The organism is Bradyrhizobium ingae, assembly GCF_055791185.1.
Map to the genome: position 1 here is coordinate 295,924 of NZ_JBVUBB010000002.1, position 21,092 is coordinate 317,015.

Here is a 21,092-nt window from a genome sequence, read left to right on the forward strand (position 1 = left end):
GCGGCCTCCACGCGAGCAATAAACCATGAGCAACCAGCGCCAGCTTGTCCTCAACGTTTTCATCTATCCCGGCGGCCATCACGAAGCAGCGTGGCGCTACAAGGATTCGGCGGCGGAGCGCATTCTCGACATCACGCATTATCAGGAGCTTGCGCAGAAGGCCGAAGCGCACAAATTCGACGCCATCTTCTTTGCCGACGGGCCGGCGCTGGCCGATAACGTGCGCTACGCTCAGCGATTCCGCTTCGAGCCGATCACCTGGCTCGCGGCGATCGCCGCAGTGACCAGCCGCATCGGGTTGATTGCGACGGCGTCGACGACCTATACCGAGCCCTACAATCTGGCGCGTCTGTTCGCCTCACTCGACCACCTCAGCCGCGGCCGCGCCGGCTGGAATATCGTGACCACCAGCGCGCCACAGGCGGCACAGAATTTTGGCCTGCCCGAGCATCCTCTGCATCACGAGCGCTACGAGCGCGCCCGGGAGTATCTGGACGTCATCACCCGGCTCTGGGACAGCTGGGAAGACGACGCACTGGTCAATGATCCCGTATCGGGCGTGTTCGCCGAGACGAGCAAGATCCATGCGCTCAATCACGTCGGCAAGCATTTTCGCGTTCGCGGACCGCTGAACATCTCGCGCACGCCGCAGGGCCGCCCGGTCTACGTTCAGGCCGGCTCCTCCGACGACGGCCGAGCCTTTGCCGCGCAATTCGCCGAAGCGATCTTCACCGCACATCAGACGCTGGGCAGCGCCCAGCAGTTCTATGCCGACATCAAGAAGCAGGCGCGCCTGTTCGACCGCAGCCCCGATCAGATCAAGATCCTGCCCGGCATCAGCCCGTTCATCGGCAGCAGCCAAGCAGAAGCCGATCGCTTGCAGGAGGAGTTCAACGAGCTTATCCAGCCCGAATATTCGCTGACGCAGCTCCGCCAGATGATCGGGCTCGATCTTTCCGGCTATGATCTCGACGGCCCCTTCCCGCGTCATCTGATCGACACGGCCAGCGCGCGCGGTGTCGCAAGCCGGTTCAAGCTGGTCGTCGATATCGTCGATCGCGAGAAGCCAACCATCCGGCAATTGGTCCAACGCCTCGCCGGCGCCCGCGGCCATTGGGTGATCGCGGGAACGCCAGAGAGGATCGCCGACAATATCCAGACCTGGTTCGAAAACGGCGCAGCCGACGGCTTCAATGTCATGCCGCCCTGGCTGCCGGGCGGGCTCGATAGTTTCGCCGAGCAGGTCGTGCCGATCCTGCGCAAGCGCGGGCTGTTCCGCGAGGATTACAGCGGCTCAACGTTGCGCGAGCACTATGGCCTCACACGGCCTGCAAGCATCTACTCCAACGCGGTCAAGGCGATCGCCTGAGACCTTCTGACCACAATATCCAAGAAAGTCCGCAGAGTTTGAAATGAAGAAAGTCTGGTTGTTCCTGTCTAGCCTCTCGATCCTCTCCCTCGCCGTCGGAAATGCGCTGGCGCAGCAACCCGCCAAGGCCGAGCTCAAAGTCGGATTCGTGCCCGGTCCCTATATCGACGAGTTCAAGGTCGGCGTCGAACCGGAGCTCAAGAAGAAGGGTTATACCATCCGCTATGTCGAGTTCTCGACCGGTCTCGAGGCGAACAACGCCGTGTTCAAGTCGGAGATCGATGCCAATGTGATGCAGCACACGATCTTTCTCAACTCTTACAACGAGAGGCAGAAGACCGATCTCGTCGGCATCGTTCACGTGCCGACCCCACCAATGGGACTGTACTCCAAGAAGCATCCACTCGGCACGCCGATCAAGCCGGGCTCGAGCGTCGCAGTGCCCAACGATCCCGTCAATCTCCAGCGCGCCCTGTGGGTTCTGCGCGATCTCGGCCTGATCGAAATTCGCGACAGCAAGCCGGTCGACGTCACCGAGCTCGACGTGATCAAGAATCCAGGCGGCATCAAGATCATTCCGCTGGAAGCCGCGCAGGCGCCGCGCGCACTTGACGACGTCGACTTTGCCGCGGTTCAGGGCAACTTTGCGATCTACAGCGGGCTGAAGCTGACCAACGCTTTTGCACTGGAGAAGATGACGACGCCATACATCAACGTCGTTGCCGTGAAGCAGGCTAACGCCGATGCCGAATGGGCGCGGGACATCATCGCAGGATACAAGTCGCCCGGGTTCAAGACTGCAATTCTGTCGGATCGCTTCTATGACGGGTTCAAGCTGCCCGACTATCTGAAGTGAGCTCCCGCTCCGCTGGTCAAAGCTTGAGGCTTTGCGATCAGAACGGCTTGTCGCCCGAGCTGGGGCGACAAATCGTCTACGCCTGCGCAAGACCTTAAAATGCACTTCTCAAACGGCTCGCGCGCTCGAAACGATTCTACCAAACTTGCGCCTGCCGCCCAGCGGCAGTGTTCAAGGCCGATTTCGGCATGATAGCTTGACGTCGCTCTCCTCGCTGACTGAATGAGAGGGACTGTGGGTTACATCGCATTACTGCACACGCATCTCGCCAAGCTCCTCGAGCAAGCCCGCGATTGGAACCGGCGCGTCCGTGAGGCCCATTCACGCGAGCGCGATGGCGAGGTCGACAATCTCTTCGACATCTTCATGTTTGGTCCCCACGGCTGATGGCACCGAAAGCCGCCGCAGCAACAGCGCTGCCCAATCTCCTCACTTCAAAACGGAACAAAATCCTCCCCATGACTGACCTCGCCGTCCAACTTCCCGAGACGAGCCGTCGGCTCGACGCCATTGACCGCAAGATCCTGATGGTGCTCCAGGCAGATGCTTCGCTCTCCGTCGCCGAGATTGGTGACCGGGTCGGCCTCTCCTCCACCCCCTGCTGGAAGCGCATCCAGCGCCTGGAAGCCGACGGCGTCATCCTGAAGCGGGTGGCCCTCGTCGACCAGAACAAGATCGGGCTCGGCCTCTCCGTGTTCGTGTCGGTGGAGAGCTCCGATCATTCGGATGCCTGGCTGAAACGGTTTGCGGCTGCCGTCAGCGCCATGCCCGAGGTGATGGAGTTTTATCGCATGGCCGGCGACGTCGACTACATGCTGCGCGTCGTGGTCGCGGACATGCAAAGCTATGACGTGTTCTACAAGAAACTGATCGGCGCAGTACCGCTGAAGAACGTCACCTCGCGTTTCGCGATGGAGAAGATCAAGTCGGTCACCACGCTGCCGATCCCGATGGTGGTGGCTGACTGAAGCCTTGCTCATCACGATCGTGAGGCCGTTGACGGCCTCACGATCATGGCACACCTCCTGACCTCAAAACGCCGAAATCTGCCCGGGCAACCTGTCCTTGATGACCTGGCGGATGGTGTCGTTCCGATAGGCGCGCTAGTGCGTAGGCCCGTGGCGCCTGACCCGCGCGGACAAGACATCGTTTGCAACAACCGGCCTCACGACACAGTCCCTCAGGCCGTCAAACTCGTTGAGCTCCCTGGCATGGTGTTGTCCCCACTCGCACAGGGCCAGCATGATGGGTTGCAGGCTTAGTCCCAGCTCGGTCGCCGAGTAGTCGACGCGAGGCGGAACCTGACGAAAAATCTCGCGGCGAACGAGCCCGTGCTCCTCAAGTTCGCGAAGCTGGTGCACGAGAACCTTCTGGCTGATCCCCGGGACCAGCCTACGTAATTCCGACAGCCGCCTGGGACCAGCGAGAAGGTGGTAGAGGATCAACGCCTTCCAACGTCCCGCTATGACTTTCAGCGCGCGCTCAATCGGCAAGGCGGGAAGTCGCTTGCTCGAACTCTTCATGGTTACCGACAGGTTCCTATTGGATAAACTTGTCCCTAGCGTATCGCAAAGATCCACAGATAGAAACGGTGCACCTTGTTTGATTTTCGTCCGGGATGAATCATGAAAGCAGTTCGATTGAGCCGGTTCGGGGGACCCGACGTTCTCGATGTCGTGCAAGTCCCCAAACCAACGCCTGCCGACGGGCAGATCCTGGTGCGCGTGCAGGCGGCCGGCATCAATTTCTTCGAGGCGCTGATGCGCCGGGACGAATATGCTGTCACACCTGATCTGCCGCTGATGCTCGGTGTCGAGATAGCCGGTGTGGTCGAGGCGGCAGGAAGGAGAGCGAAGATTGCGCCGGGGACAAGAGTGGCGATCCCGCTCTTCGCTTTCGGCAGCAGCGGTGGCTATGCGGAGTACGTCTCAGTCGACGCCGCTGCAGCCGTGCCAATGCCGGACTCCGTCTCGCCAGAGGTCGCAGTCGCTCTATTGGTTCAGGGTCTCACGGCCCTCCACGCCGTCCGACGATACCCGCTCAACGGCAAGACGGTGCTTGTCACAGCGGCCGCGGGCGGAGTTGGCAGTTTGCTCGTGCAGCTCGCAAAGCGCGAGGGGGCAGCAAGGATCATCGCTACGGCAAGCACATCGGAAAAATTGAGCTTGGCACGCTCCCTCGGTGCTGACATTGCCCTGAACTACAGGGATCACCGGTGGAGCGACGCGGTACTGGAAGCCACCGGTGCAGGCGGCGTTGACCTCGCTTATGACTTCGTCGGCGGGACTGTCGCCTCGGGGTGTCTCAAGGCATTGAAGCCGGGCGGAATCCTGATGTTCGGCGCCCTCGGAAGACTAGCCTTCACCCATCAGGAGCTGGAGGATATGGCGTCAAAAAACCAAACGATAAGCGGTTTTGCGCTCCTTCCGCTGCTCGCTCCAGACTCGCTCCGCGCTGACCTCACTCGGCTATTCGAGCTTGCCTCGACGGGCGCACTGACCGTGATCATTGGCGGCACCTACTCCTTGGATGAGGTTGCAGACGCTCATCGAAAGATCGAGAGCCGATCGGCGACCGGGAAGATCGTTTTGATCCCATAGGAGATCCTCCCGGGAGCAAATCGGGGTCGGTCGGCGTCCATGTGTAGAGGCGCACTTGCTGCCAGCGTCGGGCAGTACGCTGATCCGGCGCCGTCGCCGGATCAGCACATTCAGTCAAACGGCTTGCCGCCTTCCAATCCCTTAGCCTCAAAACGCCGGAATCTGCCCGGGCAATTTGTCCTTGATGACCTGGCGGATAGTGTCGTTCTGATACGCGTGCACAAGCTTCGCGACCCAGGGGGCGTCCCTGTCCTTCTCCCGGACAGCGATGAAGTTGTTGTAGGGATTGTCGACGGAGGATTCGATCGCGATGGAATCCTTACCCGGGATCAACCCGGCGGGAACAGCGTAGTTGGTGTTGATCACGGCGGCGTCGACGTCATCAAGGCTGCGCGGAAGCTGGGCCGCGTCGATCTCGCGGATTTTGAGCTTCTTCGGATTGTCGACGATGTCGAGCACCGTCGGCAGGATACCCGTCCCGTCCTTCAGCCTCACCAGCTTTTGAGCCTGCAGCAGCAGCAGCGCGCGGCCGCCATTCGAAGGATCGTTGGGAATGCCGATCGATGCACCATCCTTGATGTCGGCGACGGATTTTGCCTTCCTGGAATAGAGGCCGATCGGAGCAACGATGGTCTCCCCGACGGGTGCGATCTTATAGCCTCTCGTCTTGATCTGGTTCTCGAGGAACGGCTTGTGCTGAAAGGCATTGGCGTCGAGATCACCGGCATCGAGCGCAGCATTCGGCAGCAGATAGTCGTTGAAGACCACCACCTGGACATCGAGCCCGTCCTTGGCGGCGATTTCCTTGACCTTCGCCCAGACGATCTCGGAGTCTCCGCCGGATATTCCGACCTTGATCTTCTGATCTGCAAGAGCCGGTACGGCGAGAAGTGCGATTCCGGCGACGAGTGAAAGCAAGCGATATTTCATTTTTTTCAATCTGCATCCTGTGAGGCGAACAGAGCGCATCATGAGAAAAATTCGCCACATGCACAATGAAACGCCAAACCAAAGATCACCGCTGCGATGAAAGAACTCTTCTCGATATGCGCCAACGCAGCCGCATTTCTTTCGTACGCCCGCGCCGCTGAACTCACTGGAGACCTTCAATCGCGCTACGGTGCGGAGCCGGCGGAATCGTTCGGCCGGTCAATTGCGGTCGAGGAAGCTCTGGACTTCATGAAAGAGGATGTCGCGCCCCGTCTCGACCTCGACGAAATGCGTGGCGCGCGGGATTTCGATCAGATGCTGCACCGGCGCATTGCGCAGAAGCGCGAACAGCGCTTGTGACTGGCTCAGGGGTGTCAGCTCGTCCCACTCCCCGCGGATGATGAGCGTTGGCGCGGAAATCCTGCCGGGATCATAGATTGCCCTGTTGGCGCTCCAATATTCGGCACCGTCAGCCACAACGCCGGTCGGCGAGCGGAAGCGCGGCGGATTATGCGCCTTGGCATCCGGCTGGGTGGCGAGAAGAGCCTGCTCCCAGACCACCTTCCACGCGGACGGAAAGATCGCTTCCGCCTGCCCGCCCGGCACGCCGGTCTGAAGCCGCCTGAGCGCACTATCGATCGTCCATTCCTGCCACGCCGTTTCCGGGATCTTGCCGCCGGCTGACGAGAGCCAGGGCGGCGCGACCAGAACCAGGCCAGCGACCTTCTGCGGCTGCTCGGCCGCATAGCTGCCGGCGATCAACGTTCCCCATGACCAGCCGATCAACTGCAATTTCGATATCGCGCGCTGCGTGAGGATGTGGTTGACGGCGACACCGAGATCGTCGACGGCTTCTCGTGTCGTCGCGAATGGCTTTGACTGATCCGTCGGAGGGCTCGAGCCGCCATAACCACGAACGTCGACGAGCCAGACGTCGTAGCCTTGTAACGCGATGTAGTCGGCCCAGGACCCCTGCCCGACCGGCAGATCGAACACGGTTTCCGACGGCTGTGTCGAGCCATGAACGTAAAGCACGGTGCGGGACGCATCGAACTTCACAAGGTCCTTTGGACGCTTGTTGCGCAGAAAGAGCCGAACGCCGTGCGTCGCGGATGGGACGTGAAAATCCTCAGTGACGAGTTGGGGAGGCTCCTTCGACCAGGCTGAGGGCCACGTAGCCGCGAGCGACACCAGGAGTGACGACAACAACAAGTGCTTCATGTGAACTTACGTCCCTCGTGCGGAGGCCTGAACATGCCGGGTGAGCATGTTGGCTAGCCCCAACATGATTATCAATCGAGCGGCGGCAAAGACGATGAACGCCATTCAGAGCGCGTGTTGGCCAGCAGGTTCATTCCACCGTATGTCACGACAACAGGCGAAAATGTCGTGTCCGGCATGCTAACACGCTGCGGATCATCCCTCGCCGGGGGCGCGGCAGCGCGACACTGGGACGTGCAACGTCGATCGACGGGCCGACCGCAGCAGAGCCTTCTGTCCGCTTCGGCTAACGGCAGCACTTCATCTCCAAACGACCGCAAATACAAAATTGACCCCACATATCGCAGCGCACTAGCTTGCGCGCGCATCGCTGAAACCCAGCGCACAACACCAGAAAGTTCAGCCAGATGGTGACGACTTCCGATCGCGTACGCGGTCTCCTTGATCGACGATCCCTCCTGAAGGCAGGCGCCGGCATGGCCGCCCTGCCGCTCGCCGGCTTCCCTGCCCTTGCCGAGGCGCGCCGCGGCGGAACGCTGACCGTCGTCACGCAGGGAGAACCACGAACGCTCGTTCCCCTGTTCGACACCAACACGAACACCCGCAATATCAGCACCAAGGTCACCGAGGGCCTGCTGACCTACAGCGCGGACTTCACGCCGCGCCCGCTGCTGGCAACGGCCTGGAACGTGAGCGCGGACGGGCTCGAATACACCTTTACCCTGCGGCCGGGCGTCAAATGGCACGATGGCGCGGATTTCACTTCCGCCGACGTCCAGTTCTCGTTGCAGGCCCTGCAGAAGGTCGGGCCGCGCGGCCGGATCAGCTTCGCCAATCTCGATCGCGTCGAAACGCCGGACGCACTGACCGCCGTGGTGAAGCTGTCGAAGCCGACGCCCTATTTCCTGAAGGCGCTCTCGGCCGCGGAATCCCCTATACTTCCGCGTCACGCCTATCAGGCCGATAATCTCGACAGCAGCGCCAACAACAACGCCCCGATCGGCACCGGACCGTTCGTCTTCGAGGAATGGAAGCGCGGCAGCCATGTGAGCCTGCGCCGCAATCCCCAGTATTGGCGTCCCGATCGTCCCCATCTGGATCGGTTCATCGTCAAGTTCGTCACCGATCCATCCGCAGCTTCCGCCGCGCTCGAGACGGGAGAGGCCGATACCACCGGCAGCGGCACCCTCTCACTGTCCGACGTGAAACGACTGGCCGAAGGTGGAAAATTCGTCGTTTCCTCCCAACGAGACGCCTATCTCAACAATGCCGTGATCCTGGAGTTCAGCCTCGACAACCAGTATCTCACCCAACGCGCGGTGCGGCACGCGATAGCACACGCCATCGATCGCGATTTCATCCGCCAGTGGATCTATTACGGCTATGCCGGCGAAATCCGCTCGCCGATTCCCGAAGTCCTGTCGGCCTATTTCGACCGGACGACCTTCAATCATCCCTTCAATCTGGACGAAGCCAACCGTCTTCTCGACGAAGCCGGCCTCAAGCGTGGTAGCGGCGGCTTCCGGTTCGCGCTGAAGCTGACCTTCATCCCGGGCGCGGCATTCAAGGCGACGGCTGGCTACTTGCGATCGGCTCTCGGTCGCATAGGAATCCGCGTCGACATTCTCGACGGCGACCTCGCCACCTTCATCAAGCGCGTCTATTACGACCGGGATTTCGATCTCAACCTGAACGGGCTCGGCCTGCTGTTCGACCCGACGGTCGGCGTGCAGCGGATCTATTGGTCCGACGGGATCAAGCATCCCTTGCCTTATGTCAACGCCGCCCACTACAACAATCCAGCGGTCGACGAGCTGTTCCGGCAGGCCAGCACTGAACGCGACGAGGCCCGTCGCGCCGAGCAATTCCGCCAGATTCAGAAAATTGCCAGCGACGACCTGCCCGCTCTGCCGCTGGTGGCGCTGGAGACGACCATCGTCAGCAACGCTCGCGTGCGCGATCTCTACAACAGCGTGGACCTCACCGCCGGTGACTTTTCCGACGCCTGGCTCGACCGGTGAACGCGGCACCGCGGGCGCAAATGCGCCCGCGGTGCTTCAGTTCACTTGACCGACGGGATCCACGGTGCAGTCGCTGCCTCGCTGGTGCGGAAGGCTGGAATTTTGGCCGCCAGCTCCTCGATGGTCTTGATGTTGTTCTCCACGAGGTCCGCCCGCGTCACCAGTCGCGGTTGGACCAGCACGGAATGACCGGGATCCTGACCGGCGACGAGCAGCGAAACCGCGCGCACCGAGACTTCGCCGACCACAGCCGCATTGGTGGCCGCCGTCGCCACCCAGGGGCTCTTCGGCTCGATGATCGCCTGAATATCCGACGTCGAGATATCGACCCCGTAGATCTTTACCTTGTCGGCGACTCCCAGCTCGTCGATCGCCAGCTTCACCCCTCGCGCGAACTCATCCCAAGGCGTGAAGATGGCCGTGATTTCCGGATGTGCCCGCAGCACGGCCTTGGTCTGGTCGGCGACCGAGGCCGGCACGGAATCGTTCACGACGCCCCAGACCGCACGTTCCTCTAGGCCGTGCGCCTTCCCGAACTCCTTCCAGACGGCGTAGCGACGATCGAGCGGCGCAAAGCCCGCGACATAGACGACCCCACCCTTGATGCCATGGCCCTGCTCCTTGATCGCCTGATCGAGCACGAGGCGAGCCATTTCGGCATCGCTCTGCTCGACTTGCGGAATCTTCGGATCGTCGAGATTGACGTCATAGGCGACGACCTTGATGCCGGCATCGAGCGCCTTCTGCGCCACGTCCTTCAGGGCTTCTGGTTTGCCGTTGTTGATGATGAGGCCATCGACTTTCTGATTGATGGCATCCTCGATCAGCCGTCGCTGAGCATCGGGATCCTGGCGTGCCTCGGAGATGCGCAGGTCGACGTTCAGGGCATCGGCCTGCCGCTTGGTCCCGGCTTCGAAGGCCTGAAGCCAGTCGCCGCCGCCGATGAAGTTGACCACGGCGATTTTCACGCCGCCCTTCTCGAACGGCGCCGGCGCACCCGAAAGCCCGCCCGCAAACGCAGGCGCGGAGAGCACCAGCATCGCAGCACCGGCGGCAATAGCGGATTTCAACTTGATCATTCTCGTGTCCTCAAGATTCAAGGGTTCATTCCGAAATCCAGGCCGCTTTCGCGGCCGACGATGAGCCGAACGACGGAATCTTGGCCGAGAGCTCCTCGACCGTCTTCACGCCACTCTCGGCCAGCACTTTCTGGGTCAACAACACGGGCGACACGGTGATCGCATGGCCGGGATCCGTGCCGGCCACGGCAAGGGCCGCCGCGCGGACCGAGACTGCACCGACCACTGCCGGATTGGTTGCGACTGTCGCTACCCAAGGACTGTTCGCCTCGGTGATTTCACGGATGTCCGCCGTCGAGACGTCGGCTGAATAGATCTTCACCTTGCCCTGCAGCTCAAGCTCGTTCACCGCCAGCTTCACGCCGCGCGCGAATTCGTCGTAGGGAGCAAAGACGACGGTGATTTCCGGGTGCGCGCGAAGCACCGCCTTGGCCTGATCGGCAACGCCGGACGCAGTCGTGGCATTGACGATGCCGAACCGGGCCGCTTCCTTGATGCCGGGATATTTCTTCTTGAACTCCTCCCAGACCTCATTGCGGCGATCGAGCGGGGCAAAGCCGGCCACATAGACATAACCGGCAGCAAAACTCTCGCCATTCTCTTTCACTGCCTGCTCGAGTGCCAGGCGAGCAAGCTGATGATCGCTCTGCTCGACCTGGGGAATCCTCGCATTGTCGAGATTGACGTCGAAGGCGACGACCTTGACGCCGGCATCGACTGCCTTCTGGGCGACGTCCTTCAGCGATTCCGGCAAACCATGGTCGATCACGATGGCCTTGACGCCCAGGGTGATGGCCTGCTCGATCTGCGAGCGCTGCTCGGCCGCATCCTGCTTGCCCGGGAAAACACGCAAGTCGATCCCGAGCTTCTTGGCCTGCGCCTGCACGCCCGACTGGTAGGCCTCGAAGAAGTCGCCGCTGGAAATGTAGCTGACCAGCGCCACCTTGACGTTGCCCTTGTCGAAAGGCGGCGGCGCGCCTGCGATGCCTTCGGCGACGGCGGGAGCGATGGCGAGAGCCGCTGCGAAAGCAGCAGCGGGCAAGGACGTGCGCAAGCTCATGTTGGATTTCCCCGGTTCTTTGGTGAGTGAAGGAATTAGCGTCTGCGGCGGGCAGAGCCGTAGGTGAGAGCAAGGGCGCCGACCAGAACGACGCCCTTGACGAAATCCTGCGTGTAATACGGTACGTTCAGCATCGTCAGGCCGTTCAGGAGGACGCCGACGAAGATGGCGCCCACGACCGTGCCCAGCACATTGGGACGGCGGGCATTCAGCACCGCATAGCCGATCAATGACGCCGCAACGGCATCGAGCAGAAGCGAGGCCCCCGAAGATACGTCGCCGCGACCGACACGAGCCGCAACGATCACGCCGCCGAGCGCGGCAAGGCTCCCCGACAGGCCATACGCCAGCACCTTCAGCCGTCCGGTCGGTGCACCGGCCAGACGCGCGGCCAGCTCGTTGCCGCCGACTGCGAATATCAGCCGGCCGAACCTCGTCCGCTCAGTAAAGATTCCCGCGACAACCGCGACCAGAAGCATGATCACGACCGGAAGCGGCACCAGATCGAACAGGCGCGTCCGCCCCAGGCTTAGAAACGCAGGGTCGAACACACCGTTCGCAGCTCTTCCGTCCGGCAGGATGAGACCGGTGGCGATGGAGCGTCCTGCCGTGGGAATGAGTTGAAGCCCGGTCAGGAGGAAGTTCACCGCGAGCGTCGCAAGCAGGTCTGGCACGTTGAGGCGAACGATCAGGAATGCATTGATGAGGCCTATGCCAAGGCCGAGTGCGAGGACGAAAAGAACCGTCTCCGCCGCGCCGAAGTGCCAGACGACCATGGCGTAGCTCGCCGTCATGACACTGGACGCGGCGACCGCTCCAACAGACAGGTCGAAACCGCCGACCGCAATCGAGATGGTCACACCAACCCCGATGATCGCCACCACCGACACGGCCTGCAGAACGCTCATCACGTTGGGCAGCGTCAGGAAGGCCGCCTCTCGCAGCGAGAAAAGAACGATCAAACCAGCAAGCAGAGCGAACACTGCCCAGCGCCGCACGAGTTCGGACAGAGGTTGGGTGACTGGATGCGCGGCCGTGGCGGCGAGCGGTTCTGTGGTAGTGGTCATGAGTCAGAATCCTGCGGATGCCGCGACGGTGTCGCCTGCGGCATGAAGTCCGGTTTTGTCGAGAAGGAGCACCCTGTCGGCGACCTCGAAGGCCTCCTCCGCGTCGGATGTGGCGATGAGGGTGGCAACGCCCTGCTGCGCGCGAATTGCGGCGATGATGTCGGCCCGCGCTCCGACGTCCACGCCCTGGAATGGCTCATCAAGCAGCAGCAGCCGCGCCGGCTCGGCCTGCCAGCGCGCCAGAACCACCTTCTGCTGATTGCCGCCGGAGAGCGTGTCCAGGCGGGCGAACGGCCCCGAAGCTCGAATGCCAAGACGCGACACTGCACGGTCAGCTTCCTGACGCTCCCTGGCGCCAAGCAACAGACCGAGTGGAAACCAGCGCCTAAGATGCGGCTGGGCGATCGTGGCGGCGACCGTCCCGCCCGGCCAATCGGAGGGCACAAACGAAGTTCGCTTGCGGTCTTCGCCGGCCAGAAAAACTCCGCCGGCGATCGCGTCGCGCGGTGAGGCAGGATGGAACGGCCAGCCGTCGAGCTCGATCTCGCCCGAATGCGCCGTCTGGGCGCCGAACAAAATATTCAACAATCGGCTTTTGCCGGATCCGAGCGGACCGATCAGCGCGACGACCTCCCCTTCGCGAACGTCGAGATCGAACGGACGACTGTCGGTGAAAAAGCGCAACTCCCTGATCCGGAGGCGCGATGCGCCCCCGGGTCGAGACGCGGGCCTGACGCTTGTCACGGCCCGGCCAATCATCGCTTCGAGGGCAAGCGAAAAATCGATTCGTCGCGACTGGGTCGCCACCACCCGCCCGCCGCGCAGCACGACCACGCGCGTTGCGAGCCGCGCCAGATCCGCCGTACGGTGCGAGATGTAGATGATCGAAAGCCCCCGCAAGGCCAGGTCTTCCAGGATCGTGAACAGCCGATCGGCCTCCGACGCCGACAGGCTTGCGGTCGGCTCGTCCAGAATCAGAAGCTTCGGATTGGCCGAGAGCGCGCGCGCAATCCCAACCAGCTGCCGCTCGGCCGGCCCGATATCGCCGAAATCGTCATCCAACGGCAGATCGAAACCTGCGCGACGGGCGATCTTCGCAGCCTCGCTTCGAACCGAGCGCCGCGAGACAAACAGGCCCGCGCGGCCGTCGGCAAAACGATCGAGCAGAAGCGCATCGGCAAGGGTGAGTCCGGGAACGCCGGCGCGGTCGGTGGCTTGGTGAATCGCAACAACACCTCCGGCAATAGCATCCCTTGGCGAGGTCGGTTGAAAAGGCTCGCCGTCAAGCCAAACCTCGCCAGCGTCGGCATGCAGGGCGCCGGCAAGGATGTTGACCAGTGTTGATTTTCCGGCGCCGTTCGCCCCCATCAACCCGACGATCTCGCCCGGGCCGACCGTGAGCGCGACGTCCTCAAGCGCCACGGTCGGGCCAAAGCGCTTCGATAAGCCGCGGACCTCTAGTCCCTTGCCGGGAGCAATTTGCGCTGTCGATGTGTTCGATTGCACTAGCTGACGTTCTCGCGAAGATTACGAGAGTGATCGTATCGGCAAATCCGGCGGAATGGTTTTCAAACTAAGAGCGACGAAGGAAACATCTGCATCGACATGAGCGGCGTCTCTGCAATGACAATTCCTGCCCGCGCCGCGTTGCCCCTCGCGGCAAGCACACGGAGCCACGGTGACAAGCTTGCGGTATCGCGTTGCGGCGAACAACGACGGCATTGCCGGATCAGTGTCAGGAGCCGCTCGCTACCGATGCAAGAAATTGTCGTATGGACGAGAAATTCAAAAATTGAATTCTGGAAATTCCCTGAACTCGGAGAAATCCTCCCAAATTTGGCTTCATTGCAAGGAGGATGTGTCCGACGCTGGAGCACCTGTGATATTGCCGGACGCATGCTCCCGCGATGCAAATGCCTCGCCGGGGAATGAGAGAGGCATATTGTGACAACTCAGACTTCGCATCGCACGAACCGAACCGCAGAACATCCGGCGGAGCGCATCTTCATCGATCGCTGGTCACCCCGGGGATTTTCCGACGAGCAGATACCGGAGAGCGAATTGCGAACGTTCTTCGAGGCAGCCCGTTGGGCGCCCTCTGCCTACAACTCGCAGCCCTGGCATTTTCTCTATGCCCTGAGAGGCCAGGCGGAATTTGATGCTTTTCTTGCGCCGCTGATCGAATTCAACCGAGGCTGGGCGCAGCATGCGGCAGCACTGATCTACCTGCTTTCGCGGAAAGAGTTCATACCGCCGGGCAAGACGGAAGCGCAATTCTCCCGGACCCATTCCTTCGATGCAGGAGCAGCATGGGCCAATTTCGCCAACCAGGTCGCGATTGCGGGCTGGGCTGCTCACGGCATGAGCGGCTTCGACGTCGACAAGGCGCGCACCGTCCTCGGCGTGCCCGATGGCTTCAACGTCGAGATCGCGATCGCGGTCGGCCGCAAGGGCGACGGCGCGCATCTGGCACCGGCACTGCTTCAGCGCGAGCAGCCGAGCCCGCGCTCATCCGTCAACGAATTCGTCGAGCGCGGACTGTTTCCGAAACGCTTCGAGGCCGCGCGATAACGAATCTACCCTTGCTTAAGCATATGGACTTGGCACACGGGGCCAACCGAAATGGCCTCGCAACGTGTCAGCTTGGTAGTCGCGGCGAAACAATCCACGTTCTTGGAGGAGCGGAACGACCTCGGAAACGAAGTTTACCAGCTCGCCGGGAAAGTATGCGGGCATGATGTTGAACCCGTCGGCCGCGCCGCTCTCAAACCACGCCTCCAATTCGTCGGCGATCTCCTCGGCTGTCCCCAGAAGAACGTGATGGCCGCGCGAGGTGGCGACGCGCTGCGCGAGCTGGCGGATCGTGAGGTTTTCGCGTCGCGCGAGTTCGATCAGCAGCTTCTGCCGGCTCTTCAGCTGCTCGGTTTCGGGGAGATCCGGAAGTGGTCCATCGAGATCGAAGACAGACATGTCATGCCCGAGCCGCTCCGACAGAAGCGGCAGCACCTCCCTCGCATCGGTCCATCGCTCGAGCTGATCGAGCTTCTCCTGCGCTTCCTTTTTGGTACGTCCGATAATCGGGAGAAAGCCCGGCATGATCGCAATGTCATCGCGCTTGCGGCCATGCGCCGCAAGCTGCGCCTTCAGCCCGGCATAGAATGCCTGGGCCTCGGCGAGCGTCTGCTGCGCCGTGAACACGACGTCGGCAGTACGCGCCGCAAGAGCCTGCCCCCGATCGGACGAGCCGGCCTGAATGACGACCGGATGCCCCTGCGGCGAACGCGGGATGTTGAGCGGTCCCTGCACCGCGAAATAGTGACCATTGTGGTTCAGGGCGTGCAGCTTCTCGGGGATGTAATAGACGCCCGTCTCCTTGTTCTTGGGCAGCGCGTTTTCCTCCCAACCGTCCCAAAGCCCCCTCACGACGTCGACGAACTCTTCGGCCACGGCATAGCGGTCCGCGTGATCCAGATGCGCGTTGCGGCCGAAATTGGCGGCCGTACGGGCGTAGGACGTCGTGACCAGGTTCCAGGCTGCGCGACCGTTACTGAGATGATCGATCGACGCGAATGCGCGGGCGAGATGAAATGGGTCGCCATAGGTGGTCGAGGCCGTCGCGGCGAGACCGATCTTGCTCGTCACGGTCGAAAGAGCGCCAAGCAGGGTGAGCGGCTCGAGCCGTGCTGCCGTCGAGGGGTGATGTCCTTTGCCGCTGGTCAGACCGTCGGCGAGGAATACCAGGTCGAACTTGGCCTGCTCCGCAAGCCGCGTGACCTCGAGCAAATGGCCAAAGTTGTCGCTGCCGGAACGAGCCTCCGGATGGCGCCAGCCCGAAGCATGATGGCCGGCGCCCTGAAGGAACAAGCCGAGGTGAATTTGACGTTTTGGAGAGCTCATCTTGAACATTCAGCCTGGGTAGATGGAGTTGAAAGGTGTGAGGCAAGTCAGGCCCGATCCCACGTGCCGCGGATGAAGGCTTGCAGCCGCGGAGGTGCCTCCGCCCCGAAGGCCCGGGCTGGAGAATCGTCGAGCGCGATCTTTCCGTCCTCGACGAACAGGATGCGGTCGCTGCATTCCTCGGCAAACCGCATCTCGTGCGTGACGAGAATTCCGGTCAGTCCGTCAGCGACCAGCTCCTTGATGACGGAGAGAACCTCACTCACCGTCTCGGGATCGAGCGAGGATGTGACTTCGTCGAACAGCACGAGGTCGGGGCGCATCGCAAGCGCGCGGGCAATGGCGACGCGCTGCTGCTGGCCGCCCGACAATTGCGAAGGGTAAGCCTTCTCCTTGCCGCTCAGATGCACCCGGCTCAGGAGCTCGCGGGCGAGAGCCTCCATCTCCGCACGCGGCTGGCGCAGGATCCGGATCGGAGCGATGGTGATGTTGTCCAGCACGTTCAGATGCGGAAAGAGATTGAACTGCTGAAACACGAAGCCGATCCTCTTGCGTAACGCGATACGCTGGGCCTCGGTGCTCAGAGCCGTCACCTCGATGCCGTTGACGACGATCTGCCCCTGCTGCGGCACAATGAGACCATTGATGCAGCGAAGGATGGTCGATTTTCCGGTGCCCGAAGGACCGATGATGGAGATCGTCTCCCCTCGCCTGACATCAAACGATATGCCCTTCAGCACCGCGGCGGCACCGAAATTCAGGTGCACGTCGCGGAGCCGGACGAGCGGTGCCGGATCGTCATCGAGAGAGCGGGGAGCTGCGTTCGTCATGGATCAGGCCTGGGAAAACCGACGCTCCAGATACCGGGTCGTCCATGACAGCGGATAGCAGAACAGGAAGAACCACAGCAGGATCAGGAGATAGATGACCACGGTGAATTCGGTGCGCCGAACCGCGGTCGAGGCATCATTGGCGGTGTGCAGGAGATCCGGGACGCCGACAAGCGCGACCAACGCACTGTTCATCGCCACAGAGGCGCAGAGATTGGTCCACGGCGGCAGGATGCGGCGAAAGCTCTGGGGAAGAACGATCCAGGCCAGAGTCTCCCAGCGCGAGAATCCGAGAGCTGCGGCGGCTTCCCATTGCTCCATCGGGATCGACTGGACCGCACCGCGCACGAGCTCAGCAATATGTCCACTTGCCGGAAGAGCCAGTCCGATCGCGGCCTTGAGCCAGTCCGGAAACGGAACGGTGGTGCCGAACACGCGGAGTTCGAAGGGGATGGTGTAGCTCGCAGCAAACACGACCACCAAATAAGGAGCGTTGCGAAACACTGTCACGTAGAAAGTGGCCGGCCAGCGTAGCCAGCGGCGCGGCGAAAGCTCCGCCAATCCGATCAGCGTGCCCGCAAGGCTGCCCGATGCCACGGCGATGAGCGTGAGTGCCACGTTGACGCCGAAGCCTTTGGCAAGCAACGGAAACCATTCCAGAAGCGTACCGGCGGAATTGGGAAACGCAAAGTCGAACAACAGCAGCGCCGTCAACGTCACGATGCCCAAGACCAGCCAGCAGGACACTGCGGACGGGCGAACGGCGGGATTTGGCCTCAAGCCCGCAAGTGTCCCGTCAAATGCCATGGCTTGGCACCTTCAACTGGCGCTCCAGCCATCGGCCGGCGAGCGAGACAAGCAGATTGAGCCCGCCGAAGACGGCCAGGATCAGCACCATCAGCTCGATCACGTTGTCATGCGCGGTCCAGATCATGATCGATGCATAGACGATCTCGCCGACGGCGATTGCAGATCCGATCGAGGTCAGCTTCACCAGATTGACCAAATTGTTGGTGATCGATGGCAAGGCGACGCGAAGCGCGAGCGGCAATTCGAGCTGCCAGAACAATTCGCGCCGGCTGAAACCGAGCGAGAGCGCGGCCTCCAGCGTCGTGAGCGGAATGGCGTCAAGGCCCGCGCGCAGCGACTCAGCGTGGAGCGCCGCGATATGAAGTCCAGCCACGGCCACGACCCAGAAGAACGGCGTGAAGGGATTGCGCTCGACACCGCCAAGCGCCTGGCTCACCAGCATGTTCAGCACCATGAAGGCGCAGTAGAGCTGCACGAGCGTTGGCGTGTTCCGCGTGATCTCGATGAAGGCGCGCGTCGGCCAAACCAGCCAGGGGCGCGACGAGGTGAGTGCCGCAGCCAGCAGTGCTCCGCCGACCAGACTGACCGGAATGGAGCAAAGGACCAGCAGAAGGGTCGTGAACAGCCCTTCGTTCCAGATCGGACGCTCATAGCTGTCGAGCAGGAAACCGAAATTGAGACCCGCGTCGCGCGCCAGTCGAACGAAAGCTGCCAGAGGCTCGTCGACGAACCAACCGGAGGATGCGACGGTCATGACTTGAAGCGGGCATTCGCCTCGCGCAGGAAGTCGTCAATCGTCAGCCCGTTCTTCTCGGCAATCCCGAGAATGAAGCCGGAACCGTGCAGCTCCTTCAGGATCGCGTCGATCCGCGCCTGAATGTCGGCTTCACCCTTGCGGACCCAGACCACGCCGTCCGACGGAATGAGATCGGTGGGCAGCGGCAGCTCAAACTCCTGCCATTCGTCCGCCCTGTCCTTCACGAGCGCACGCAATGTGCCGGAGACATGAACGGCCGCGACACAGTTCCCGCCCCTCAGCGCAAGCAGCGATTCCGGCTGATTCGGATAGCCCTTGACCTGCGCCCCGAACTCCTCGGCCAACGGCTTGGCATAGTTGCTGCCCTGGGACACGCAGACGGGCTTGCCCTTCAGATCGCTCCAATGCTTGATTGCCGCGCTCTTGCGGGCCAGCAGCGCACCGCCAACCCTGAAGAAGGGCGTCGGGGCGAAGTTCAGGATCTCGGCACGTTCAGCCGTCCAATCCATATTTGCAATCAGCGCATCCACCTTGCCCTGCTGCAGGAACTGGACCCGGTTGGGCGGCGTGACCGGCACCAGCGCGACGTTGACGCCCAGGCGACGGCCGATTTCCCGCGCAAGATCGATATTGAAGCCCAGCTCCTCCTTGGTCTTCGGGTCGATGTAGCCATAGGGCGGACCCGACAGGATGACACCGAATGTGATGATCCCGCGCTCCCTGATCTTGTCCGATGTCGCGTCGGCGAGGCTGGCGCTGGTTGGCAACAGCAGCCAGGCGGCGACCAAGGCTGCGAGGTATTGCGTTCTCATATGCTGCATTCGTTCGATGTTAGAGACTCGTTCCAGAGACAATCGCGCCCGCGGAGCCCCGACCGGAATTTGTCCGATATGAGATGAGGCTTTGACGCTGGTCCGCGCGTCCGCGATCGTTTGCTGATGCCGGTTTACCGGGCGCCCGATACCGTGAAAAGCCGGGCAACTTAATAAGAAGAGAACGGTTCTCGAGATTGCAGCCAGAGAACGTTTTGCCAGCCACTGCCGGCGGATTAGCAGGAGTGTTCGTCAGCGACTGGTGTCGATTCTGCGATTCCCGCGCGACATCGTCGCGAGGGTGGATGAAACGCCATCCAATTTAGCGGACGACATTCCATTATCTTATACAAACCTGACGACTCCCGCTCACACCGCTCCGCCTTCTTGGAGGAAAGTGGAAGAGATGAACCTTTCGTCCTTTTCGGATTCGGCAACACGATTTATCTCCAACTCCGGAGCACACGAGTTATTTCCTACTCTGGAATTGGGAGACTGAAGATGAATACCGCGATGCAGATGATGCCGATGCCCATGATGATGAACGCCATGAACCCGATGATGTCCGGCGGCATGATGCCGATGGGGATGTCGATGATGGGCATGCCGATGATGATGGGCTGCCAGGTGAAGTGCACCATGACCTCCACCGGCATGACCTGCGAGATGATGCCAGCCGACGCTTCCATGAAGGACATGTTCATGAAGTGCTGCGAGGGCATGATGAACATGATGCAGATGGGCATGCCCATGATGATGGGCTGTGGTGGCATGATGATGATGTGCATGCCGATGAAGGCGGCGGCCTGAGCTCAGGCGGTCTTTCGCGCACTTCCAAAGCGGGCCGGACACCATCCGGCCCGTTTTCTTTTTGCTGGCGGCGGCGAGTTTCCTGCCGGGCTGCCCGCGGGGTCAGCCGACGCCGTCGGCATACGTCGTCACGAGATAGAGCACAGCCTCAGTCGCGACCAGGTTCTTGTAGACGTGCGGCACATCCGCTTCGAACAGTATCGCATCACCTTCCGTAAGCGTCTGCGGCTTGTCGAAGCCGGTCGTGATCTCCACCACCCCCTTTGCGACGAAGAGATTTTCGCGCGTCCCTGGGGCATGTGGCTCTGCTACTTCGCGGTGGAGAGGCGCGATCCGCAGCTCGTAAAACTCGACCTGCCGGTCGTCATCGAACGGAAACAGTGCCCGCGAGGTAAATTGTCCCTGACTCGAGGATAACAGCTTCGCATCGCTGCGCCGCAGAACCATCGGCCCACGCGACACCTCTGCCTGCAACAGATTGGCGAAGGGAACATGCAGCGCGTTGGCTACCTTCCAGAGCAGCGCGATGGTGGGGACGCTCTTTCCCGTCTCGATCTGTCCCAGCATCGCCCGGCTCACGCCGGACTGCTTGGCCAGCCGTTCCAGCGAATGTCCGCGACTGGTCCTCAAGCGCCGCAGGTTGCGACCGACGATCGCCGGCAGATCCAGATCGGTCAGGGATGGGGCAACAGCATCCGGTGAATGCGCGACGCTGCCGTCGCTCATGAAGCATCCGATCGAGCCGCCGGGCTCATCGAAAAGCCCACGGGTATCCACACCCAGGCCGGCCAGAACCAGACGAACTGGGACGCGATGCCGCCGGCAAACGGGCTCGACGCGGTTCGCTGAGACAAGGCACGCGCAGCCGCCTGCTGTTGACGCCGACGCGCCCTGTAGGCGCCGAGATCGATAATGCTCGCCGAACTTTCGCTATTCATAACCTGCCGCTGTCCACTTTTTCGAAGTATGCGGA

At 61.7% G+C, this 21,092-nt stretch carries 21 protein-coding genes; 8 read left to right on the top strand and 13 right to left on the bottom strand.

Annotation, left to right across the window (positions count from 1 at the left end; all coding sequences use genetic code 11):
- Positions 1 to 25 precede the first annotated feature (25 nt).
- The 4 genes from ACV1FX_RS03970 to ACV1FX_RS03985 all read left to right on the top strand — a co-directional run bounded on the left by ACV1FX_RS03970 (position 26) and on the right by ACV1FX_RS03985 (position 3,193).
- Entirely contained in the window at positions 26 to 1,369 is a 1,344-nt protein-coding gene (locus ACV1FX_RS03970) for an LLM class flavin-dependent oxidoreductase (RefSeq protein WP_473116238.1), read from the top strand.
- Between the two features lie 43 nt (positions 1,370 to 1,412).
- Complete coding sequence (locus ACV1FX_RS03975) at positions 1,413 to 2,225, top strand: MetQ/NlpA family ABC transporter substrate-binding protein (protein ID WP_473116239.1); 813 nt, start codon at positions 1,413 to 1,415, stop codon at positions 2,223 to 2,225.
- 234 nt (positions 2,226 to 2,459) lie between these two features.
- The gene (locus ACV1FX_RS03980) at positions 2,460 to 2,612 is read left to right on the top strand and encodes a hypothetical protein (RefSeq protein WP_473116240.1); all 153 of its coding nucleotides are present in this window, start codon (positions 2,460 to 2,462) and stop codon (positions 2,610 to 2,612) included.
- A gap of 71 nt (positions 2,613 to 2,683) precedes the next feature.
- Positions 2,684 to 3,193 carry an Lrp/AsnC family transcriptional regulator gene (locus tag ACV1FX_RS03985; protein WP_473116241.1) on the top strand — a complete coding sequence of 170 codons (510 nt, stop codon included), beginning with the start codon at positions 2,684 to 2,686 and terminating at the stop codon, positions 3,191 to 3,193.
- Between the two features lie 135 nt (positions 3,194 to 3,328).
- Here ACV1FX_RS03985 and ACV1FX_RS03990 read toward each other — a convergent pair whose 3' ends face one another.
- Positions 3,329 to 3,748 (bottom strand): winged helix-turn-helix transcriptional regulator, encoded by a 420-nt coding sequence (locus ACV1FX_RS03990; RefSeq protein WP_473116242.1) that lies wholly within the window; start codon positions 3,746 to 3,748, stop codon positions 3,329 to 3,331.
- Positions 3,749 to 3,850: 102 nt separating this feature from the next.
- On the opposite strand from ACV1FX_RS03990, the gene ACV1FX_RS03995 reads away from it, so the two are divergent.
- Complete coding sequence (locus ACV1FX_RS03995; protein WP_473116243.1) at positions 3,851 to 4,825, top strand: quinone oxidoreductase family protein; 975 nt, start codon at positions 3,851 to 3,853, stop codon at positions 4,823 to 4,825.
- 147 nt (positions 4,826 to 4,972) lie between these two features.
- Here ACV1FX_RS03995 and ACV1FX_RS04000 read toward each other — a convergent pair whose 3' ends face one another.
- Positions 4,973 to 5,755: a MetQ/NlpA family ABC transporter substrate-binding protein gene (locus tag ACV1FX_RS04000; protein WP_473116244.1), complete on the bottom strand. Its 783-nt coding sequence runs from the start codon at positions 5,753 to 5,755 to the stop codon at positions 4,973 to 4,975.
- A 219-nt stretch (positions 5,756 to 5,974) separates the two neighbouring features.
- Positions 5,975 to 6,976, bottom strand: coding sequence for an alpha/beta hydrolase (locus tag ACV1FX_RS04005; RefSeq protein WP_473116245.1), 1,002 nt, complete (start codon positions 6,974 to 6,976; stop codon positions 5,975 to 5,977).
- A gap of 476 nt (positions 6,977 to 7,452) precedes the next feature.
- Between ACV1FX_RS04005 and ACV1FX_RS04010 the strand changes: the two genes are divergently transcribed.
- Entirely contained in the window at positions 7,453 to 8,997 is a 1,545-nt protein-coding gene (locus tag ACV1FX_RS04010; protein ID WP_473116246.1) for an ABC transporter substrate-binding protein, read from the top strand.
- Positions 8,998 to 9,038: 41 nt separating this feature from the next.
- On the opposite strand, the gene ACV1FX_RS04015 is transcribed toward ACV1FX_RS04010, so the two are convergent.
- Genes ACV1FX_RS04015 through ACV1FX_RS04030 form a run of 4 tightly spaced genes read right to left on the bottom strand, consistent with a single transcriptional unit; the run spans position 9,039 to position 13,709 of the window.
- Complete coding sequence (locus ACV1FX_RS04015) at positions 9,039 to 10,076, bottom strand: substrate-binding domain-containing protein (protein ID WP_473116247.1); 1,038 nt, start codon at positions 10,074 to 10,076, stop codon at positions 9,039 to 9,041.
- Positions 10,077 to 10,101: 25 nt separating this feature from the next.
- Entirely contained in the window at positions 10,102 to 11,136 is a 1,035-nt protein-coding gene (locus tag ACV1FX_RS04020) for a substrate-binding domain-containing protein (RefSeq protein ID WP_473116248.1), read from the bottom strand.
- A gap of 35 nt (positions 11,137 to 11,171) precedes the next feature.
- Positions 11,172 to 12,203, bottom strand: coding sequence for an ABC transporter permease (locus tag ACV1FX_RS04025; RefSeq protein ID WP_473116249.1), 1,032 nt, complete (start codon positions 12,201 to 12,203; stop codon positions 11,172 to 11,174).
- A gap of 3 nt (positions 12,204 to 12,206) precedes the next feature.
- A complete protein-coding gene (locus ACV1FX_RS04030; protein WP_473116250.1) occupies positions 12,207 to 13,709 on the bottom strand; it encodes a sugar ABC transporter ATP-binding protein in 1,503 nt (500 codons plus the stop codon).
- A 438-nt stretch (positions 13,710 to 14,147) separates the two neighbouring features.
- Between ACV1FX_RS04030 and ACV1FX_RS04035 the strand changes: the two genes are divergently transcribed.
- Positions 14,148 to 14,774, top strand: coding sequence for a nitroreductase family protein (locus tag ACV1FX_RS04035; RefSeq protein ID WP_473116251.1), 627 nt, complete (start codon positions 14,148 to 14,150; stop codon positions 14,772 to 14,774).
- A gap of 15 nt (positions 14,775 to 14,789) precedes the next feature.
- Here ACV1FX_RS04035 and ACV1FX_RS04040 read toward each other — a convergent pair whose 3' ends face one another.
- The 5 genes from ACV1FX_RS04040 to ACV1FX_RS04060 are packed head-to-tail and all read right to left on the bottom strand — an operon-like array spanning position 14,790 to position 19,309.
- Positions 14,790 to 16,100, bottom strand: a complete 1,311-nt coding sequence (locus tag ACV1FX_RS04040) for an LLM class flavin-dependent oxidoreductase (protein ID WP_473116252.1) — start codon at positions 16,098 to 16,100, stop codon at positions 14,790 to 14,792.
- Positions 16,101 to 16,147: 47 nt separating this feature from the next.
- Positions 16,148 to 16,930, bottom strand: a complete 783-nt coding sequence (locus ACV1FX_RS04045; protein ID WP_473116253.1) for an amino acid ABC transporter ATP-binding protein — start codon at positions 16,928 to 16,930, stop codon at positions 16,148 to 16,150.
- A 3-nt stretch (positions 16,931 to 16,933) separates the two neighbouring features.
- On the bottom strand, positions 16,934 to 17,737 hold the full coding sequence (locus ACV1FX_RS04050) for an amino acid ABC transporter permease (RefSeq protein ID WP_473116254.1): 804 nt from the start codon (positions 17,735 to 17,737) through the stop codon (positions 16,934 to 16,936).
- Positions 17,727 to 18,494 (bottom strand): amino acid ABC transporter permease, encoded by a 768-nt coding sequence (locus ACV1FX_RS04055; RefSeq protein ID WP_473116255.1) that lies wholly within the window; start codon positions 18,492 to 18,494, stop codon positions 17,727 to 17,729. Before ACV1FX_RS04055 ends, ACV1FX_RS04050 begins: the two co-directional genes overlap by 11 nt.
- A complete protein-coding gene (locus ACV1FX_RS04060; protein ID WP_473116256.1) occupies positions 18,491 to 19,309 on the bottom strand; it encodes a transporter substrate-binding domain-containing protein in 819 nt (272 codons plus the stop codon). Before ACV1FX_RS04060 ends, ACV1FX_RS04055 begins: the two co-directional genes overlap by 4 nt.
- Before the next feature lie 501 nt (positions 19,310 to 19,810).
- Here ACV1FX_RS04060 and ACV1FX_RS04065 point away from each other — a divergent pair.
- On the top strand, positions 19,811 to 20,119 hold the full coding sequence (locus ACV1FX_RS04065; protein WP_473116257.1) for a hypothetical protein: 309 nt from the start codon (positions 19,811 to 19,813) through the stop codon (positions 20,117 to 20,119).
- A gap of 102 nt (positions 20,120 to 20,221) precedes the next feature.
- On the opposite strand, the gene ACV1FX_RS04070 is transcribed toward ACV1FX_RS04065, so the two are convergent.
- Entirely contained in the window at positions 20,222 to 20,845 is a 624-nt protein-coding gene (locus ACV1FX_RS04070) for a helix-turn-helix domain-containing protein (RefSeq protein WP_473116258.1), read from the bottom strand.
- Positions 20,846 to 21,092: the final 247 nt, after the last annotated feature.

Bases quoted from the DNA above. Each gene is read 5' to 3' on its own strand.
- ACV1FX_RS03990 (WP_473116242.1), bottom strand. From the start codon at position 3,748: ATGAAGAGTTCGAGCAAGCGACTTCCCGCCTTGCCGATTGAGCGCGCG.
- ACV1FX_RS04055 (WP_473116255.1), bottom strand. From the start codon at position 18,494: ATGACCGTCGCATCCTCCGGTTGGTTCGTCGACGAGCCTCTGGCAGCT.
- ACV1FX_RS04010 (WP_473116246.1), top strand. From the start codon at position 7,453: ATGGCCGCCCTGCCGCTCGCCGGCTTCCCTGCCCTTGCCGAGGCGCGC.
- ACV1FX_RS04015 (WP_473116247.1), bottom strand. From the start codon at position 10,076: ATGATCAAGTTGAAATCCGCTATTGCCGCCGGTGCTGCGATGCTGGTG.
- ACV1FX_RS04070 (WP_473116258.1), bottom strand. From the start codon at position 20,845: ATGAGCGACGGCAGCGTCGCGCATTCACCGGATGCTGTTGCCCCATCC.
- ACV1FX_RS04000 (WP_473116244.1), bottom strand. From the start codon at position 5,755: ATGAAATATCGCTTGCTTTCACTCGTCGCCGGAATCGCACTTCTCGCC.
- ACV1FX_RS04025 (WP_473116249.1), bottom strand. From the start codon at position 12,203: ATGACCACTACCACAGAACCGCTCGCCGCCACGGCCGCGCATCCAGTC.
- ACV1FX_RS03975 (WP_473116239.1), top strand. From the start codon at position 1,413: ATGAAGAAAGTCTGGTTGTTCCTGTCTAGCCTCTCGATCCTCTCCCTC.
- ACV1FX_RS04020 (WP_473116248.1), bottom strand. From the start codon at position 11,136: ATGAGCTTGCGCACGTCCTTGCCCGCTGCTGCTTTCGCAGCGGCTCTC.
- ACV1FX_RS04065 (WP_473116257.1), top strand. From the start codon at position 19,811: ATGAATACCGCGATGCAGATGATGCCGATGCCCATGATGATGAACGCC.
- ACV1FX_RS04045 (WP_473116253.1), bottom strand. From the start codon at position 16,930: ATGACGAACGCAGCTCCCCGCTCTCTCGATGACGATCCGGCACCGCTC.
- ACV1FX_RS04040 (WP_473116252.1), bottom strand. From the start codon at position 16,100: ATGAGCTCTCCAAAACGTCAAATTCACCTCGGCTTGTTCCTTCAGGGC.
- ACV1FX_RS03995 (WP_473116243.1), top strand. From the start codon at position 3,851: ATGAAAGCAGTTCGATTGAGCCGGTTCGGGGGACCCGACGTTCTCGAT.
- ACV1FX_RS04005 (WP_473116245.1), bottom strand. From the start codon at position 6,976: ATGAAGCACTTGTTGTTGTCGTCACTCCTGGTGTCGCTCGCGGCTACG.
- ACV1FX_RS03985 (WP_473116241.1), top strand. From the start codon at position 2,684: ATGACTGACCTCGCCGTCCAACTTCCCGAGACGAGCCGTCGGCTCGAC.
- ACV1FX_RS04060 (WP_473116256.1), bottom strand. From the start codon at position 19,309: ATGAGAACGCAATACCTCGCAGCCTTGGTCGCCGCCTGGCTGCTGTTG.
- ACV1FX_RS03970 (WP_473116238.1), top strand. From the start codon at position 26: ATGAGCAACCAGCGCCAGCTTGTCCTCAACGTTTTCATCTATCCCGGC.
- ACV1FX_RS04050 (WP_473116254.1), bottom strand. From the start codon at position 17,737: ATGGCATTTGACGGGACACTTGCGGGCTTGAGGCCAAATCCCGCCGTT.